Origin of the sequence: Siccirubricoccus sp. G192 (genome assembly GCF_019084075.1) — a bacterium.
Classification (GTDB): domain Bacteria; phylum Pseudomonadota; class Alphaproteobacteria; order Acetobacterales; family Acetobacteraceae; genus G192.
Genome location: NZ_JAHREN010000001.1, coordinates 272,393 through 289,151, shown reverse-complemented (window position 1 = coordinate 289,151; position 16,759 = coordinate 272,393). Strand labels below are relative to the sequence as shown.

Annotated in this window: 11 protein-coding genes and 1 pseudogene; 4 read left to right on the top strand and 8 right to left on the bottom strand. The window is 75.0% G+C overall.

The window, feature by feature from the left end:
• Window positions 1-17: 17 nt before the first annotated feature.
• From KSF81_RS01325 to KSF81_RS01315, 3 genes are all read right to left on the bottom strand, one after another.
• Window positions 18-1,073: an undecaprenyl/decaprenyl-phosphate alpha-N-acetylglucosaminyl 1-phosphate transferase gene (locus KSF81_RS01325; protein ID WP_217377398.1), complete on the bottom strand. Its 1,056-nt coding sequence runs from the start codon at window positions 1,071-1,073 to the stop codon at window positions 18-20.
• A gap of 54 nt (window positions 1,074-1,127) precedes the next feature.
• On the bottom strand, window positions 1,128-3,032 hold the full coding sequence (locus KSF81_RS01320) for a YjbH domain-containing protein (protein ID WP_309139438.1): 1,905 nt from the start codon (window positions 3,030-3,032) through the stop codon (window positions 1,128-1,130).
• Between the two features lie 118 nt (window positions 3,033-3,150).
• A complete protein-coding gene (locus KSF81_RS01315) occupies window positions 3,151-5,985 on the bottom strand; it encodes an SLBB domain-containing protein (RefSeq protein ID WP_309139437.1) in 2,835 nt (944 codons plus the stop codon).
• Window positions 5,986-6,054: 69 nt separating this feature from the next.
• Here KSF81_RS01315 and KSF81_RS01310 point away from each other — a divergent pair, with 69 nt between their 5' ends.
• From KSF81_RS01310 to KSF81_RS01295, 4 genes are all read left to right on the top strand, one after another.
• Window positions 6,055-7,779 carry a heparinase II/III-family protein gene (locus KSF81_RS01310; RefSeq protein WP_254453305.1) on the top strand — a complete coding sequence of 575 codons (1,725 nt, stop codon included), beginning with the start codon at window positions 6,055-6,057 and terminating at the stop codon, window positions 7,777-7,779.
• A 71-nt stretch (window positions 7,780-7,850) separates the two neighbouring features.
• On the top strand, window positions 7,851-8,750 hold the full coding sequence (locus tag KSF81_RS01305; protein WP_217377396.1) for a hypothetical protein: 900 nt from the start codon (window positions 7,851-7,853) through the stop codon (window positions 8,748-8,750).
• The gene (locus KSF81_RS01300; RefSeq protein WP_217377395.1) at window positions 8,750-9,991 is read left to right on the top strand and encodes an O-antigen ligase; all 1,242 of its coding nucleotides are present in this window, start codon (window positions 8,750-8,752) and stop codon (window positions 9,989-9,991) included. The genes KSF81_RS01305 and KSF81_RS01300 overlap by 1 nt, the downstream gene beginning before the upstream one ends.
• Window positions 9,984-10,589, top strand: coding sequence for a sugar transferase (locus KSF81_RS01295; protein WP_217377394.1), 606 nt, complete (start codon window positions 9,984-9,986; stop codon window positions 10,587-10,589). The genes KSF81_RS01300 and KSF81_RS01295 overlap by 8 nt, the downstream gene beginning before the upstream one ends.
• 69 nt (window positions 10,590-10,658) lie before the next feature.
• On the opposite strand, the gene KSF81_RS01290 is transcribed toward KSF81_RS01295, so the two are convergent.
• The 5 genes and pseudogenes from KSF81_RS01290 to KSF81_RS01270 all read right to left on the bottom strand — a co-directional run bounded on the left by KSF81_RS01290 (window position 10,659) and on the right by KSF81_RS01270 (window position 16,754).
• Entirely contained in the window at window positions 10,659-13,274 is a 2,616-nt protein-coding gene (locus tag KSF81_RS01290) for a TIGR02302 family protein (RefSeq protein WP_217377393.1), read from the bottom strand.
• On the bottom strand, window positions 13,250-14,608 hold the full coding sequence (gene lysA, locus KSF81_RS01285) for a diaminopimelate decarboxylase (protein WP_217377392.1): 1,359 nt from the start codon (window positions 14,606-14,608) through the stop codon (window positions 13,250-13,252). The genes KSF81_RS01290 and lysA overlap by 25 nt, the downstream gene beginning before the upstream one ends.
• 55 nt (window positions 14,609-14,663) lie before the next feature.
• Window positions 14,664-15,125, bottom strand: a complete 462-nt coding sequence (locus tag KSF81_RS01280; RefSeq protein WP_217377391.1) for a tripartite tricarboxylate transporter substrate binding protein — start codon at window positions 15,123-15,125, stop codon at window positions 14,664-14,666.
• 64 nt (window positions 15,126-15,189) lie between these two features.
• Window positions 15,190-15,474, bottom strand: a pseudogene (locus tag KSF81_RS31775) (Bug family tripartite tricarboxylate transporter substrate binding protein); the annotation flags it as partial.
• A 263-nt stretch (window positions 15,475-15,737) separates the two neighbouring features.
• On the bottom strand, window positions 15,738-16,754 hold the full coding sequence (locus tag KSF81_RS01270) for a tripartite tricarboxylate transporter substrate binding protein (RefSeq protein WP_217377390.1): 1,017 nt from the start codon (window positions 16,752-16,754) through the stop codon (window positions 15,738-15,740).
• Between the last annotated feature and the right edge of the window lie 5 nt (window positions 16,755-16,759).

Sequence of the window (16,759 nt, the reverse complement as noted above, 5' to 3'; positions counted from 1 at the left end):
ACCCTCGTCCGGCAGCATCAGCCCCGCCAGCCGAGCCCCGACCGCCGCACCCGCCCGGCGACATGCGCCAGCCAGGCCAATTGCACCGCCAGCGCCGGCAGCACCACCAGCGGCTTGGCCCAGGCCGAGAGGTGCAGGAACAGCACCGCCAGCCCGGCCTGGAACAGCGCGAAGCCCCAGTGCAGCGCCGCCACCTGCCGCACCGGCATGCCGGTGCGGGCGGCCAACTGGTAGAGATGCGTGCGGTGGCCCTCGCCCAGCCGCTCCCGCATCCAGGCGCGGCGCGCCAGGGTGAAGCCGGCATCGAAGAGCAGGGCGAAAAGCAGCAGCGGCACGATCAGGAAGCTCAGCTGCATGGAATCGAAGCGGGCCGCGGCCACCGCCAGCACCGCCAGGGTGAAGCCGGCGAATTGGCTGCCGACATCGCCCATGAAGATGCGGGCGGGATGCAGGTTGAAGGGCAGGAAGCCGGCGAAGCCCGCCGCCAGGAACAGCGCCGCGGCATAGACGAACCAGCCTTCCTGGAAGCCCGCGATGGCGGCCAGCGCGGCGCAGGCGATCAGCAGCGTGCCGCCCACCAGCCCGTCCAGCCCATCCATGAAATTCACCGCATTGGTGCAGCCGACGATCCAGAACAGGGTCAGCGCCACGCCGGCGAGGCCGAGATCGGTCACGCCGATCCAGGGCAGGGCGAGGCGCGTCAGCACCAGGCCGCTCCCCGCCGCCACCAGCGCCGCGGCAATCTGCGCCACCAGGCGCAGCCGCGCCGGGAGGGTGCGGATGTCGTCCACCAGCGCCACAGCGGCGATCGCGATGGCGGCCAGGATGACGCCGAGGAATTGCCGCTCCGCGATGCGGGCGAAATTGGCGGCCTGGTAGAGCACCAGCATGCCGGCGATGAAGGCCAGCACCACCCCGAGCCCGCCGCCCCGCGGCACCGGCCGATCATGCGCGCTGCGGGCATTCGGATGGTCGAGGATCGGCCAGGCGATCATCCCCCGCACCGTCGCGGCGGAGAGCAGGGCGAGGCCGAGCGCGAAGCCGAGATGCTGGAGGAGGGCGGCGAGGGTCATGCGCCGCGTGCATGGCAAGCCGCAGCGGGGCTGGCAAGCCCTGGCCGGCCCACCCTATCGCAGGAAGCCCATGAAGCCGCGGTCCAGCGCCTCCGCCCTGCCTTCCCGTGCCACCTCCCAGAGCGGGTTGTCCACCGCCAGGCGCTGCCCGGCATCGCGCGGCCCGGGCCGGACCACCGCGATGGCACGCGCATCCGTCGCCGGCCCCAGGAATTGCAGCGGCAGGCGGAGGTAGAATCCGCGATCCGCATTGCCCTCGCCGTAGCGGCCGGTGGCATTGGTCAGGCTGGCGAAGCCGCCGATCTCGATGCCGCTGGCGAAGCGCCGCCCGACCTCCAGCGTGCCGCCCCAATCCCCCGCCAGGTACCGCCCGGCCCTGGCCAACGTGTAAAGGTTCAGCACCGGCAGATCGGCATGAAGCGAGAGATGCCCGGTCGCCGCCGTATAGCCGAGCGGCGCGAAGCCCGGCCCGTAGTCCCGCTGCGCCACCCAGTTCAGGTCGAGGCCCAGCGCGAAGCCGCGGCCCGCCGGGCGCCACAGCACCTCGCCTGAGATGCCGCCGAACATCGGCTCCAGCAGCCCGGCGGTGAGGCGGGCGAAGAGATCCGGCGCCGGCGTCCAGATCCGCTCGGCATAGAGTGTCGGCACCGAGAGCGGCGCCTGCGAATAGAGCGCGATGTCGCTGCGCACATGCGGCAGGCGGCTGCGCGAGGGCGGCGCGCCATCCAGGTTCCCCGCCACCGCCTGCCCAAGGCTGCCGGCCACCGCCACCCCGCCGCCGAGGCCGATGCGCAAGGTGGTGGCAAGGCCGGCCTGCCAGCGCAGCACCCCGCGCGGGTTGCCGAGTTGCAGGGCGATGCGCGGCTCCAGCGCCCAGGAGAGCGAGGGGCCGCGCGGCGCCTCGTTCTCCGCCGGCAGCAGGGTGGTGGCGGCCAGCACCTCCTCGGCGCTGCCGGGGCCGGCGGCGGCGGCCTCCATCGCCTGGCGCAGCAGCACCAGCCGCGCCACCGTCACGCCCTGCCGCCGCCATTCCAGGCGCAGCCGCTCCACCGTGGCCGGCAGATGGGGCTGCACCGCCCGCGCCACCCGCCCCGCCACCTGCGCCAGGTTGGCATAGGGGCCGCCCGCCACCGCGATGCGCGCCTCCGCGCCATCAAGCCGGAAGCCGAGGGGATCGAAGCCGGCCCGGCGCAGCGCGGCCTTGAGCGCGGCCGGATCGCTGCCGGCTGGATTCGTGCCAGGGGCCGGGCGCGGCGCCATGGGCAGCGGCGGGCGGGGCGGCTCCGGCTGGCGCGCCGCATCGGTGCGCAGCGAGAGGCGCAGCAGCAGGTCGGTGCCGCCCAGCAGATGCAGGCCGGCATCCAGCCAGGGATTGGGCTGCCATTGCAGGCCGAGATTCACGCGCGAGGCCGCGTTCCGCGAGGGGCCGGGGCTGTCGCCGGACCATTCGAGCTTGGCCCGCAGCCCCTCCATGGGGCCGAGCGGCGTCGGCAGCGCCGGCAGGCTCCATTCCAGCCCGCCGAAGAGCGCCACCTCGCCGCTGCGGAACAGGCTGCCGGGATAGGGTGCCCAGTCCCGGCGCAGCGGGTTCGGCAGGTCGCCGCCGCGGCCGAGCCGCCCCCAGCCCAGGCCGAGCGACAGGTCCAGGCTCCGGAACCGCTTCGAGGCCACCAGGTATTCGCCGGCCCGCCCGCCGCCGCTGCCCGCATCCTGCAACCCCACCGCCAGCGCCGGCCGCCAGGCATTCTCCTGCCAGAGCCGCAGCTTGAGGTCGAAGGCGCTGTCCCGCTCCAGCCGGAAGGTGGTCTCCAGGAAGGGCAGCGGCTGGGCGGAGAGGAACCAGGCCTGGCCATTCCGCCGGAAGGCCGCGCCCGCCTCCAGCGTGGCATCGGGCCGGAACCGGGCATTGCGCATCTCGATCAGCCCGACGCCGCCGAGAGCGCCGCCCGTCGCCGGCACCTCCTGCGCCGCTGCCGAGGTGGCGAGCAGGATGAGGAGCCCCAGCGCCCAGGAGAACCGGGGTCCGGGGACCGGTCCGGTCCCCGGCGGGGCCCCAGGGGGCAGCGCCCCCTGCCTTCTAGTGCCCACCCGCGCGCGAGATCACCGCCAGGGCGGCGCCGGAGAGCGCGACCTGCGACAGCACCTGCGTCATGTCCCGCAGGAAGCCCCAGGTCTCGTAGGGCGAGGGGTCCTGCGGCACCACCACCAGGCTGCCCGGCGGGATCGGCGGCCCGCCGGATTGCCAGGTGCCGAGCCCGGCCGGGCTGGCTTGGCCATTCGGCAGCACCACGAAGGCCCGCCCGGCATCGGCGAAGCGCTGCTCGCCGCCCGCCGCCCGGACATATTCGGCGGCGCGCCAGCCGGTGGCGAATTGCAGGCTGCCGGGATTGAGCACGGAGCCCACCACCGTCACCTCGTTCGGCCGCTTCGGCATGGCGATCAGGTCGCCCGGCTCCAGCAGCACGTCGAGGTCCGGGCGGGCGGCCAGCACCACCGGATTGGCCTCCACCACCATCCGCCCGGCGGCGCGGCTCTGGCGCAGGGACGCCGCCAGTTCCCGCCCCGCCGCGATGGCGCCGCCGAGGTCGACATGCTGCCGCATCCCCGCCACCGCCTGGCCGGAGGCCACCTGCATCAGCCCCTGTTCCAGTTCCCGCGCGGTGCGCTGGAACCCCTCCTGCTGGCGGCCCCGCACGCTCTCGCGGGTGAAGACGGCGCCATAGGGATAGGCCTGGGGCGTCAGGCCGCCGGCCCGGGCGATGAGGTCCGAGAGCTTCTCGCCGCGCCGGATGTCATAGGTGCCGGGGCGGAGGAACTCGCCCACCAGCGTCACCGGGCCGAGGTCGCGGTCGCCGAAGCCGCGCGGCAGCCGCACCGCATCGCGCGGCGCCAGCCGGACGGCGGCGGATTGGCCGGCGCGCAGGTCGAGCAGCCGGCGCGACAGGGACATGCCGGCGGCCTGCGCCGCAGCTTCGCGCGAGAGCTCGACGGCGGAGAGGTCGGCCGTCTCGGTCGCCCCGCCGGCCGCCGCCAGCACGGCATCGAGCCCGGTATCCGCCAGGATGGGATAGAGGCCGGGCAGCCGCGCCTCGCCGGAGAGCAGCACGGTCTGGTCGAGCAGGAAGGGCAGCAGGGTGGGGTAGTCGAGGAAGACCTGCGGGCAGGGCATCCGGCCGAGATCGGGGAAGCCGGCGCCGCGCGCATGGGTGAAGCGCTGGCGCGAGCCCTGGGCGGCCACCGCCAGTTGCATCAGCGCCAGGCATTCGGGGCCAGGGAGCGCGAGGCTCTGCGCAAGGGGCTGCGCCGCGGGCTGCGCAAAGGGCGCCTCGGCGGGGGCGGGCTGCGGGGCGCCGCCCGCCTCGCCGCGCAGCGCCTGCTGCACGCCGGGGCTGGCCAGCCAGAGCACGTCCTGCAGGCCGAGCAGGATCACCTCATCCCCCTCGGCCAGCGGCATGTCGGCCTCGCCCTGCATGACCCGGCCGAGGTCGAAGGGCAGGAAGCGCCGGGTGCGGCCCCGCGCCTCGGTGCGCCAGACCACGCCGAGCCGCGGATAGGGATCGGCCCGCACCAGCCGCGGGTCCGACAGCAGGCCGCGGAGCGTCTGCGCCCGGCCGCCTGAGGCGCGCGTCACCGGCACCGCGACATGGCCGGCCAGCCGAAGCTGCCCCGCCACCACGTCCGAGCCCGGCTCGACCCGCAGCGCGTCGCCGCGGCGGAGCATGTCGCGCGGGCCGATCTCGCGGGTGGTGCGGCGGCCCTCGGCATCCGTGCCATGCAGCAGGAAGCGGTTGCCGGCGGGGCGCAGCGGGTCGCCGGCCAGGCGCAGCATGGTGGCCAGAGGCGCCTGCGCGGCGCCGGCCGGCAATTCGTAGAGGCCCGGCCGCGTCACCTCGCCGCCCAGCGCCACCACGCCGCCGAGCGGCGGCACCAGGATGCGCTCGCCCTCGCGCAGCGTGAGGTCCGGGGTCTGGCCCTCGCCGGCGATGACCGGATAGAGGTCGATGCTGCGGCGGCCGCGCGGCCCCTCCACCCGGATGGCGCGGAGCGAGCCGGTGCGGCGCACGCCGCCGGCCGCCACCAGCGCATCCAGCACCGAGGCGAAGGCGGTGAGCGGCAGCAGCCCCGGCCGCTGCACCTCGCCGCCGACGAAGACCGCGATCTGCCTGACCTGGCCGACCGAGACGAAGACCTCCGAACCGCCGAGATCGCGCTGCGCCCGCAGCTCCAGCTCCGCCCGCAGGTCCTGCAGGGTGCGGCCGGCGGCCAGGATGGGGGAGAGGTCGGGCACCATCAGCGTGCCCTCCCGCGTCACCCGCAGGGTGAGGGTCTGGCGGGCGCGGCCGCGGAAGGCCAGCAGCACCTCGTCGTCGCGGCCCAGCACGTAGTCCCCGCCCAGGGCGCCGAAGCCGAGCCCGGCGGTGGGCGTGCCGGGGGTGCCGCGCAGGCTGTCATGGCCGAATTGCCGGAGCGGACCGGCGGCGGCCTGGGCCGGGTCGCGCGTGGCGAAGAAGGCCTCGGCGGGGGAGAGCGGCTCCTCCGGTGGCGAGGGTTCGGGCCTGGGCGGCGGCGGGCTGATCGTGGCAGGCAGGGGGGGGCGGGCGCCGGGGCCGGGCGGATGGCGGCCGGACCGGCGCCGGGCGTGGTGCCCCCATCCAGCATCCGGTTCATGATCTCCTGCTGCGCCACCATGGGCAGGCTGGGCAGCGGCACACCGCCCGGCAGGCGGGGAGGCAGGGCGGGCGGCGCCAGGAAGGGCCCGGATTGTCCGCTCTGGGCCAGCGCCGGCAGCGCGGGCTGCGCCAGCACCAGGGACGCCATGGCCATGGCCAGCAGCCGGAACAGCGGCGAGGGGCCGGGGGAACGCGTCAGGATGGGCCTCCACCGGGCCATGCGCACGACACACCACAAACACGGAAAGTTGATATCCTTTTAGGCCGAAGGTAACTTCCTTGCAATGGCATACATTGCGCGGAGCGTCCGATTGATCGACGCCGCCTGGCGGCTCGGCCCCCGCCCGGTGCTGCTGGCCGCCTGGCACCGCCTGCCCGCGGCGCGCGCCCTGGCGCGGCAGGCGCTGCGCGATGCGCCCCTGCCGGCCGGACCCTTCCTGCCCGGGTCGCCGCCGCCCGCGCCGCCCCTGCCGGCCAAGCATGTGGCGGAGGTGCTGGCCCACGCCGCGCAGCCCTGGCCGCTGGACTGGCACGGCCCCTTCCCAGCCGGTACCCCGTCGCTTGGCCTGGACCTGTTCCGCCACGGCGATATCCGCCCGGTCTGGGAGCGCAACCGCTGGGCCGAATTGCCGCTGCTGGCCCAGGCCGCGCGGCTCGACCTCGGCGGTGGGCATCTGGCGCGGGCGGAGGCGCTGCTGGCGGGGTGGTGCCGCGCCAACCCGGCCTTCCGCGGCCCCAATTGGGCCTGTGGCCAGGAGGCGGCGCTGCGGGCGCTGCACTTGGCGCTGGCCCTGGCGCTACTCGGCGCGGCAGGGGCGCCGCCGCCGGGCGCCCGGGCGCTGTTGGCGCTGCATGGCCGGCGCATCGCCGCCACCGCCGCCTATGCCGCAGCGCAGGACAACAACCACACGATCTCCGAGGCCGCCGGCCTGCTGGTCTGCGGCCTGCTGTTGCGGCGGCCGGGCTGGGCCGCCCAGGGTGAGGCGCGGCTGCGGCGCGGGCTGTTGCGGCTGGTCGCGCCGGATGGCGGCTTCGCCCAGCTTTCCACCGGCTACCACCGGCTGCTGCTGGATGTGCTCGCGGTGACGGAGTGGCTGCGCCGGCAGCTCGGGGGCGCCCCGCCCGATGCCGCCGCCATGGCGCGGGCCGCGGCCGCGGTGTCCTGGCTGCACCGGCTGGTCGAGCCCGGAACCGGCGCGACGCCGCGCCTTGGCCACCAGGACGGCTCGGCCTTTGCCGACCTCTCCCTCGCCGGCCCCGACGATGCCCGGCCGAGCCTGGAACGCGCCGCGCGGCTGCTGGCCGGCGGCAGCGCCGGCTGCGGCGCCGACCCCGGCTGCGCCTGGCTGGGGTTGGAGGACGCCGCGCCCCTGGCTGACCCACCCACCGCCTGGGCCGCCGGGGGTCTCCGGGGTTGGCATGGTGCCGGGGCGCGGGCCTTCCTGCGCACCGGGCCGCTGCGCTTCCGGCCGGGCCAAGCGGACCTGCTGCACCTCGATCTCTGGGATGGCGCCCTGAACCTGCTGCGGGATGGCGGCACCGGCGCCTACAACCCGCCCCCCGGCGCCGAATGGTGGCACGCGCATCTCTCCGGCACCGCCGCGCACAACACCATCGCCTTCGATGGGGCGGACCAGATGCCGCGGCTCTCCCGCTTCCTCTTCGCCCGCTGGCCGCGCACCGGCTGGCTGCCGGAAGGCGCCTGGCTCAGGGACCATCGCGGCAACCGGCAGGAGCGCTGTATTCGCGCCGAAGGCCGGCGCTGGATCGTGGAGGACCGCGTCGCCGGCGGCTTCGCCAGCCTGGCGCTGCGCTGGCGCCTGGCCCCTGGCGCCTGGCAGATGGATGCGGCGGGCGTGGCAGGCCCGCTGGCCCGCCTGACCCTCAGCGGCGATGCTCCGCTGGATCTCCGGCTGGAGGCGGGCTGGGAAAGCCCGGCCTATGGCGCAATGCGACCGGTTCCCGTGCTGGTGGCGCGGGCGCGGGCGCCAGTCTCACGCATTACCACGATCATTACCCTGGATAATCATCTATAGGTTGCATGCGAAATCATGGCGGGCCAACATCCCGCCCGTTGCAGGCCGCCGGGTGCCGGCCAAGAGGTTGCATGCCGCTGGACCATCTGTTGCGGGGGGTGCTGGACCGGCGCTGGCGGATCGTGCTGGCGGCGCTGCTGCTCTTCGCCCTCGGCGCCACGGTCGTGACCGGCTGGCCGCGCTCCTACCTGACGCAGATCGTGGTGGCGCCGGCCGAAACCACCGGCCTCGCCACCTCCTCCCTGCTTTCGGCCAGCGCCTTGCCGCTTGGCAGCGGTCTGCTGGACCCGCGGCCGGTGGGCAATTTCGCGGTCTACCTGGATGCGCTGCGCTCGCCCGAGGCGGCGGCGATGCTGGCGCGGGACACCGGGCTGCTGGCCTATCTCACCGCACTGCGCGGCGCCCGCCCCCTGGGTCCGCTGCGGCGGGCGCTCGGGCTGAGGATCGCCGCCGATCTCGATGACGCGCAGAACTGGCTGGAGGCGCGGCTGGCGGTGACGCAGGGGGTGGCCAGCGTCACCTTCACCATCACCCTGGCGCATCGCGACCGGGCGGCGGCGCTGGAGGCGCTGGAGCGGCTGCACGCGCTCGCCGAAGCCAAGGTGCGCGCCGATCTCGCCGGCATGGCCCGGCGCCGCATCGCCGCCATCGAGGCGCGGCTGGCGCAGGAGAACGACCTCTATCTCCGCACCATGCTCTATGACCTGCTCGGCCAGCAGCAGCGTGCCGCCCTGGTGGTGCAGGCGGATGAGGCGGTGGCGGCGCGGCTGGTCTCGGCACCGATGGTCGAGATCCGTCCCTCCCTGCCCAACCGACCGCTGCTGCTGCTGCTGCTGGCGGTGGTGGCGCCGCTGGCCTCGCTGTTCTGGGCGGTCTGCGCCCTGCTGCTCGGAAACCCCGGCTATCGGGGCCGGATGGCGCAATACGGCCTGGCCTTCGGCCCCGACAGGCAGCGGACAAGCGCCGATTGATGCCGGCGCAGCGGCAGCAGGCACCCGACGCGGCACTGCTGGCCTCCGGCACCGGGGCGCTGGCGGCGGTGCTGCAATTCGCCGGGGCGCTGAAATCCCTGCCGCTCCTGTCCCGGCTGCCGGTGGATCTGAGCCTGGCCGCGGCGGCGCTGCTGGTGCCATCCCTGGCGCTGCTGCTGCTGGTCCGGCGCTGGCACCTGGACCGGGCGCTGGCGCTGCCGCTGCTCGGCTGTGCCGGGCTGCCCTGCTGGCTGGTGCTGGCGGGAAGCTGGAGCGCCGCGCCCGCCGTGCTCGCCGAGAAGCTGCCGCAGGTGGTGCTGCTCGGCCCGCCGATGCTGCTGGCGGGCGTGCTGGTCGGCGCCGATGCGCCGACCCGGGGCCGCTTCTGCGCCGCCGTAGTGGCGATCGGGCTGCTGGTCGGGGCGGCGGTGGCCTGGGGCGTCGCCACCGGGCAGGTGGTGCTGGGCGGCGCGGTGGGGGCGGACCCCTTGCGCATCCGGGTGCAGTATCAACTGGCCGGGCTCGCCATCGCCTGCGCCGCCGGGCTTGCCGCGGTGCGGCTGGTGGAGTCGCGGGGCGCCGGGCGGCTGGGCTGGGGCGGTGTCACCCTGGCGCTGGCGGTGGCGGTGCTGGTGCCGGGCGGGCGGGCCGCCTTCCTGGCGCTGGGCCTCTCGGTGGCGGGGGCGCCGGCGCTGCGCCTGTGGCTGGCGGGGCGGCGGCTGGGTGCCCTGGTCTGGCTCGGCGGCATCGCCCTGGCCGGGCTCGGCGGCCTGGCGCTGCTGCTGGCCACGCCGGGCTGGGGCAATGGGCTGCGCACCCTGGAACGCATCCTCGGCGACCCGGCCACCGCGACCTCGGCGCGGGAGATGCTCTGGGCGGAGGCGCTGCGCTGGGGCGGGCTGGCGGCGCCCTTCGGCCTCGGCACCGGCGGCTTCGGCATCGCCTCCGGCAGTGGCGACAGCCGGGCGCTGCACCCGCACAACCATGCGCTGGAGGCGCTGGCGGAAAGTGGGCTGCCGGGCCTCGCGCTCTGGCTGCTGGCCTTCGGCGGCGGCGTGGTGCTGGCTTTTGGCCTGGCGGGGCGGGTGGCGCCCGGGCGGGCGGCGCGGATCGCGGCGCTGACCCTGCCCTTGGCGCTGACGGCGATGGTCTCGACCGATCTCGGCAACCGCATGGTCTGGTTCGCGCTCGGCCTGCTGCTGTCGCTCGGCGTGGAGGCGCGGGCCAGGCAGCATGCATGACGTCAGCCTGTATGAGGCCTGGGGCAAGCGGGCCCTGGACCTGGCCGGCGCCGCCCTGCTGCTGCTGCTGCTGGCGCCGTTGCTGGCGCTGGTGGCGCTGGCGGTATGCCGTGTGCTCGGGCGGCCGGTGCTGTTCCGGCAGAGCCGTGCCGGGCGCGGCGGGCGGTGCTTCACCCTGCTGAAATCCCGCAGCATGGCCGAGGGGCCGGGCGAGGATGCGGCACGGCTCGATGGCTTCGGCCGGGCGCTGCGCGCCAGCGCGCTGGATGAGCTGCCGCAATTGCTGAACGTGCTGCGCGGCGAGATGAGCCTGGTCGGGCCACGGCCGCTGCCGCTGGACTACCTGCCGCTCTACACGCCGCGCCAGGCGGCCCGGCTGCGGGTGCGGCCGGGGCTGGCCGGGCTGGCCCAGGCGGCGGGGCGCAACGCCGTGCCCTGGGCGGCACGGCTGGAGCTGGATGCGTGCTACGCGGCGCGGCAGACCCTGCGTGGCGATGCCGCGATCCTGCTGCGCTGCCTGGTGCTGGTGCTGCGCGGCCGGGGCGTGGCGGCGGCGGGCCATGCCAGCATGCCACCCTTCCGTGGTGGTGCGGGTTGAGTGGTCCGGTCGTGCGCGGGCAAAGCCGGAGGGCGTGAACCGGCCCGCAGGATGCAAACGGTGGCAGCCTCAGAACCGCTTCAGCAGCCGGTCGATATAGTCCAGCTCCTCCGGCGGCCGGGCCTTCTCGGCGCCGCGGCGGCGCAGCTCGTCCTGGATGCGGCGGGTGCGGAGCTGCTCCGCCTCGTCCGGCACGCGGGTATCGGCGCCGTTGTCGGCCGTGCCGCCCACCTCGCGGGAGCGGCGGCCGAGCGGGTCGCGGCCCTCGCCCTGGCCCTGCGCCCGGTCCTGGCCCTCGCCCTGGCCCTGCTGGTCGCCGGCCATGTCCTGGCCGTCGCCTTCCTCCTCGCCCTCCTGGCCCTGGCCGAATTGGCGCTGCATGGACTGCGCCATCTGCCGGCCGCCCTCCTGCAGGGCACGCAGGGCGCGGGTCTGCGGGTCGCGGGCATCGGCCCCCTCGCGCAGTGCCTCCTGCGCCTCCCGCATCGCCTGGTCGGCGCGGCCGAGCGCCTCCGGCACCTCGCCGGTCAGGTCGCCGAATTGCTGCATCAGCTCGCCCAGCGCGCGGCGCAGCGCCCGCTGGCGGCGGCCATCCTGGTCGGTCTCCTGCTGGGCCTGCGCCTCCGCCTGCGGATCGGGCTGCGCCGGCTGCGGCGGCTCGGGCGGCCAGCGGAAGCCCTGGTTGCGCTGCTGCTGGCGGCGCTGCCGGGCGCGCTCCTGCTCCGCGGCATCGGCGCGCTGGTGGCTGCGGTCCAGCATCTCGCCCTGGCGGCGGACCATGTCCTGCGCCACGCCCATCTGCTGCTGGCCGCGCTGGCGCTGCTGCTGCCGCTGCGGGCTTTCGGCGCGGGCGCTGCGGCCTTCCTCCAGGGCGCGCAGCATCTCCTCCAACTCGGCAAGCTCGCGGCGGGCATCCTCGGTGCGGCCCTCGCGCGCGGCCTCCTGCATGCGGCGGGTGCGGCGGTCCATCTCGCGCTGGTCCAGCAGGCGGGATTGCGGATCGAAGGGCAGCGCCTCGGCATTCTCGCGCTGCAATCTCTCGGCCAGGGCTTCCAGGTGCTGGCGAATGGCATCGCGCAATTCGGCGATCCGGCGTTCCAGCTCGGCCCGCTGCGCGCTGTCCTGCGGGCTCCGCTCGGCCTCGTCGAGCGCCTGGCGCAGCGCCTCGCGGGCCTGTTGCAGGGCGCGGAGGGTGCGGCCATCGCGCCCCTCCTCCAGTGCCAGCGCGATGTCCCAGAGCAGTTCCTGCACCTCCGCCACCGCCGCCGCACGGCGATCCACCACCAGCCGGGTGCGGGCGGCGCGCAGCGCCAGGTAGGTGGTGATGTCGTGCTCGAAGGCTTCCGGGGCGCCGGCCACGTCCTCCAGCTCCTGCCGGGCCGGGACGCGGGCCTCGGGGTCGATCGACAGCGCCTTGCGCACCGCGATCAGCCGTCGCGCCACGGCATGGTTGAAGCTGCGTTCCGGCAAGGTCAGGCCGGCCACCGCGGAACGGCCCTCCTGCCCGGCGCCGTCGCGGGCGACCAGGGTGATCTCCACCTCCAGCCCGGCCCAGGGATGCGCCGAAAGATCGGGCTGCGCCGCGCCGCGGGCTTGGCGCGGCGCGCCATTGGCGCCATCGCGCGGCAGCGGCAGGTCGAGCAGCAGCGGCGGCGCCTCCGGCCGGGCCTTGAGCCGCGCCTCGGCGCGCAGCCCGGCCAGGCCCCAGTCATCCTCCGCCCGCCAGGGCAGCCTTGTGCCGAGGCCGCGCTGGGCCCGGCCCGGCGGCTCGGTGAAGGCGACGGTGGGCGGCGCATCGGCCTGCACGGTCAGCGACCAGCGGGCCAATTCCCGGCCCTCGCGCCGCACCGCCAGGCTGCCGCCCTGCTCCAGCATCGCCTCGGCGGTGAAGCTGCCGGCATCGAGCGCGCGGAAGGGGGTGGCGCCGGCCTCGGTCACCAATTCGGGGGCACCGCCCCGGCCTCCCGAAACGGCCACCTGCAAGCGGCTGCCCTGCGGCAGGGTGACGGCGCCGCCGGCGGGGTCGAGGAAGACCGGCGCGGCACCGGTATGGGCGGGCGGCGTCGCCCAGGCTTCCAGCCGCAGCGCGGGGGCCGGCAGGTTGGCACCGAAGGCCGGGGTGAGGGCGCGGCGAAGGCGTTCCGGCGCCTCGCCCCCGGCCATGATGAAGGCGGCGGCCAGGCCGAGCAGCAGCGCCGCCCGCAGGGCCAGCGGGTCGCGTGCCGGAAGGCCGGGCCGGGGCGCGCCGACCTTCAGCCCACGGATCTGCGCCGCGGCCCGCGCCTGGTGCACCTGCCAGAGCGCCAGCGCCGCCGGGTCCTCGCCGGCCGGGCGATCCGCCAGGGTGGCCAAAGGCCGGTGGCGGAGGCCGGATTCACGCTCCAGCCGCCGCTCCGCCGCGGCCGGGCCGGGCAGGCGGAAGCCGCGGAAGCCGCGCCAGGCCAGCCCGCCGATCGCCGCCGCGAAGCCCAGCAGCAGCAGCAGGTGCCAGGGGCCGGGCAGCCGCTGCGGCAGGCCGAGCAGGGCCAGGATGCCGAACAGCCCCACCACGCCCAGCACCGGCCAGAGCCGCGGCCAGAGGGTTTCCCAGAGCAGCGCCAGCCGCGCCAGCCACCGCCGGCGCCCTAGCGCCGCGGCCAGGCCGGCAGGGCCGGGCGGGTTCAGGGAGCGCCCTCCGCGAGCCAATGCGGCAGGCGCTGGCCGGCGAGCAGCGCCGCCACATCCTGGCGGTCCCGCACCACGGCGAAGCGGGCGCCGTCCACCAGCACCTCGGCGGCCAGGGGGCGCATGTTGTAGGTGCTGCTCATGACGGCACCATAGGCTCCGGCATCCAGGAAAGCGACCAATTCGCCCGGCTGCAGCATGGGCAACGCGCGGCCCCGGGCGAAGGTGTCACCGGTTTCGCAGACCGGCCCCACCACATCGGCCGGGCCCTGCGGCGCCACCGCGGCCACCGGGGAGACCGGCAGGATGCCATGCCAGGCCTCGTACATGGCGGGGCGGATCAGGTCGTTCATGGCGGCGTCCAGCACCAGGAAGCGGCGTTCCGCACCTTGCTTCTGCATCACCACGGAGGCCAGCAGCACCCCCGCCGGCCCGGCGATCCAGCGGCCGGGCTCCAGCATCACCGGCAGGCCGAGATCGCCCAGCGTCGCCTTGATGGCGCCGGCCAGGGCCTCCGGCAGGGGCGCCGGCTCGTCCCGGTAGGGGATGCCGAGGCCGCCGCCGCAATCCACCCGCAGCACCGGCAGGCCGGCGGCGCGGAGCGCCCGCACCAGTTCCGCGAGCCGGGTATAGGCGGCGCGGTAGGGCGCCATGCCGGAGGTGATCTGGCTGCCGATATGCACCGCCACGCCCACCGGCTCGATCCCCGGCAGCGCCGCCATGCGGGCATAGAGGCCCGGGGCATCGGCGATGGCCACGCCGAATTTGTTCTCCGACCGGCCGGTGGTGATCTTGGCATGGGTTCCGGCATCGACATCCGGGTTCACCCGCAGCGCGACGCGCGCGACCCGGCCCATGCCGGCGGCAAGCGCCGAGAGCGCCTCGATCTCCTCGGCGCTTTCGGCATTGATCTGCAGGATGTCCTCGGCGAGGGCGAGGCGCATCTCCCGCTCTGTCTTGCCGACGCCGGAGAAGACGATGGCCGAGGCGGGGATGCCAGCGGCGCGGGCGGCGCGCAATCCGCCCTCGCTCACCACATCGGCGCCGAGCCCCTCGCCGGCCAGCACCCGCAGCACGGCCAGGTTGGTATTGGCCTTGACCGCGTAGTGCACGGAGGCGCTGAGCCCCGCCCCTGCCAGCGCCGCCCGCAGGCTACGGGCGCGGCGGCGGAGCGTGCCGGCGGAATAGACCCAGGCGGGCGTGCCGGCGACGGCGGCGATGCGGGCGAGCGGCACTTCCTCCACCACCAGCCCGTCCAGGGCATGCAGCGAGAGGTGCGGCCGGGCGGCGATCAGCTCGGCGAAGGAGGGGTCGCCGGATTCGGCACGGGAGGCGGCGGGAGCGGTATTGGCCATCCCCCCCATCATAGCGCGGCCATGGCCGGCCCGCGAACAGGCCGGGCCGGCTCCGTCAGTTCACCGTGGCGCCCGAGGCGCGGATGAGCGGCGCCAGCCGCGCCTGCTGCGCCGCGCGGTAGCTGACGATCTCCTCCGGCGAGGTCCACCAGGGGCTGGCGCCGAGGTCCTTATAGGCACGGATGACCTGCGGGCTCTCCAGCGCCTGCTTCGACAGCGCCGACATGCGGGAGACCATCGCCGGCGGCAGCCCGGCCGGCCCGGTCAGGCAGGTCCAGGAGACCACGTCGAAGCCGGGCAGGAATTCGGAGAGCGACGGGATATCCGGTGCCACCGGGCTGCGCTTCGCGGAAGTGACGGCGAGCGGCCGCACCCTGCCCTCCCGCGACAGCGCCAGGGTGCCCGGGATGTTGTCGAACATCATGGAGACGCGCCCGGCCACCAGGTCGAGCTGCGCCGGCGCGCTGCCGCGATAGGGCACATGCACCATGTCCACCCCGGCAAGCTGCTTGAACATCTCCCCCCGAGAGATGCAGCGTCGTCCCCGCTCCGGCCGAGCCGAAGGTGTATTTGCCGGGGTTCGCCTTCAGCAGCGCGATCAACTCCGGCACCGTGCGCGCCGGGATCTCCAGGTTCACCGCCAGCAGGTTGGGCAATTGCCACAAGCCGCCGACGAAGGTGAAGTCCTTCGCCGGATCGAAGGGCAGGCTGGGATAGAGCGTCGGCGCGATGGCATGGGAGGCGATGCCGCCGAGGCCGATGGTGTAGCCATCCGGCGTGGATTTGGCGATCGCATCCGCGCCGACATTGCCGCCGGAGCCTGAGCGGTTCTCCACCACGAATTGCTGGCCGGCGATCTCGCTCATGCGCGCGCACCAGATGCGCGACAGCGTGTCGGTCGGCCCGCCCGGCGGGTAGGGGTTGATGTAGCGCACCGGGTGATTCGGCCACTCACCCCCTTGCGCGCGCAGCGGCAGCGGCGCGGCGAGGCCGGCGGCGAGCGTGAGTGCGCCACGGCGCGAGAGCGGCCTCGTCAGGCCAGGGATGATGGGGTTTGTATTCGTCATTCCTGTCTCCTCCCTCCCGGCGCTGCAGCCGGGTTTTGGCATTGGGCGCGGAAAGCGGGCGGTTAATCCACCCGCGCCCCGGAAGCCCGGATCAGCGGCGCGAAGGCAGCCTCGTTCTGCCGGCGGAATTCCGCCAGCTCCTCCGGCGTGGTCCACCAGGTGGTCGCGCCGTTGTCGCGGAATTTCGTGACCAGGTCCGGGCTTTCCAGCGCCTGCTTCGTCAGCGCGGAAAGCCGCTCCACCATCGGCTGCGGCAGGCCGGCGGGGCCCATGACGCCGCCCCAGGAGGTGATCTCGAAGCCCGGCAGGAATTCCGCCATGGTCGGGATCTCGGGCGCCTGCGGGCTGCGCTCGGCGCCGGTGACGGCGAGCGCCCGCACCTTGCCCTCGCGCGCCGAGGCCAGGCCCTGCGGGATATTGTCGAAGATCATGTGCACGCGCCCGGCCAGCAGGTCGATATGCGCCGGCGCGCCGCCGCGATAGGGCACGTGCAGGATGTCGAGCCCGGCCAGGGATTTGAACATCTCGCCCGAGAGATGCACCGTGGTGCCGGAGCCGGAGGAGGCATAGGCGTATTTGCCCGGGTTTTCCTTCAGCAGGGCGATCAGCTCCGGCACGGTCCGCGCCGGGACGTCGTTGTTGACGATCAGCAGGTTCGGCAATTGCCATAGGCCGGAGACATAGGTGAAGTCCCGGTTCACGTTGAAGGGCAGGCTGCTGTAGAGCGTCGGCGAGATGCCGAGCGGCGCCACGCTGGCGAGGCCGATGGTATTGCCATCCGCCGGCGCGCGGGCAATCGCCTCGGTGCCGACATTCCCAGCCGAGCCGCTGCGGTTCTCGACGATGAATTGCTGGCCGGAGATCTCGCCGATCCTGTGGCACCAGATGCGCGAGAGGATGTCGGTGCCGCCGCCCGGCGGAAAGATGCCGATGAAGCGCACCGGCCCGGTCGGCCAGGCTCCGCGCTGCGCCCGCGCCAGGCCGGGGGTGGCCAGGCCGGCAGTGAGACCTGCCGCGGCGAGGCGCAATGCGTCCCGCCGCGGCAGGTGGCGGGCGGCGGGGCGGTGGTTCTCCGTCATGCTTC

What these genes read in the sequence shown, in the direction of transcription:
- KSF81_RS01325 (WP_217377398.1), bottom strand. Translation starts at nt 1,073, where the DNA reads ATGACCCTCGCCGCCCTCCTCCAGCATCTCGGCTTCGCGCTCGGCCTC.
- KSF81_RS01305 (WP_217377396.1), top strand. Translation starts at nt 7,851, where the DNA reads ATGCCGCTGGACCATCTGTTGCGGGGGGTGCTGGACCGGCGCTGGCGG.
- KSF81_RS01300 (WP_217377395.1), top strand. Translation starts at nt 8,750, where the DNA reads ATGCCGGCGCAGCGGCAGCAGGCACCCGACGCGGCACTGCTGGCCTCC.
- KSF81_RS01295 (WP_217377394.1), top strand. Translation starts at nt 9,984, where the DNA reads ATGCATGACGTCAGCCTGTATGAGGCCTGGGGCAAGCGGGCCCTGGAC.
- lysA (WP_217377392.1), bottom strand. Translation starts at nt 14,608, where the DNA reads ATGGCCAATACCGCTCCCGCCGCCTCCCGTGCCGAATCCGGCGACCCC.
- KSF81_RS01280 (WP_217377391.1), bottom strand. Translation starts at nt 15,125, where the DNA reads ATGTTCAAGCAGCTTGCCGGGGTGGACATGGTGCATGTGCCCTATCGC.
- KSF81_RS01270 (WP_217377390.1), bottom strand. Translation starts at nt 16,754, where the DNA reads ATGACGGAGAACCACCGCCCCGCCGCCCGCCACCTGCCGCGGCGGGAC.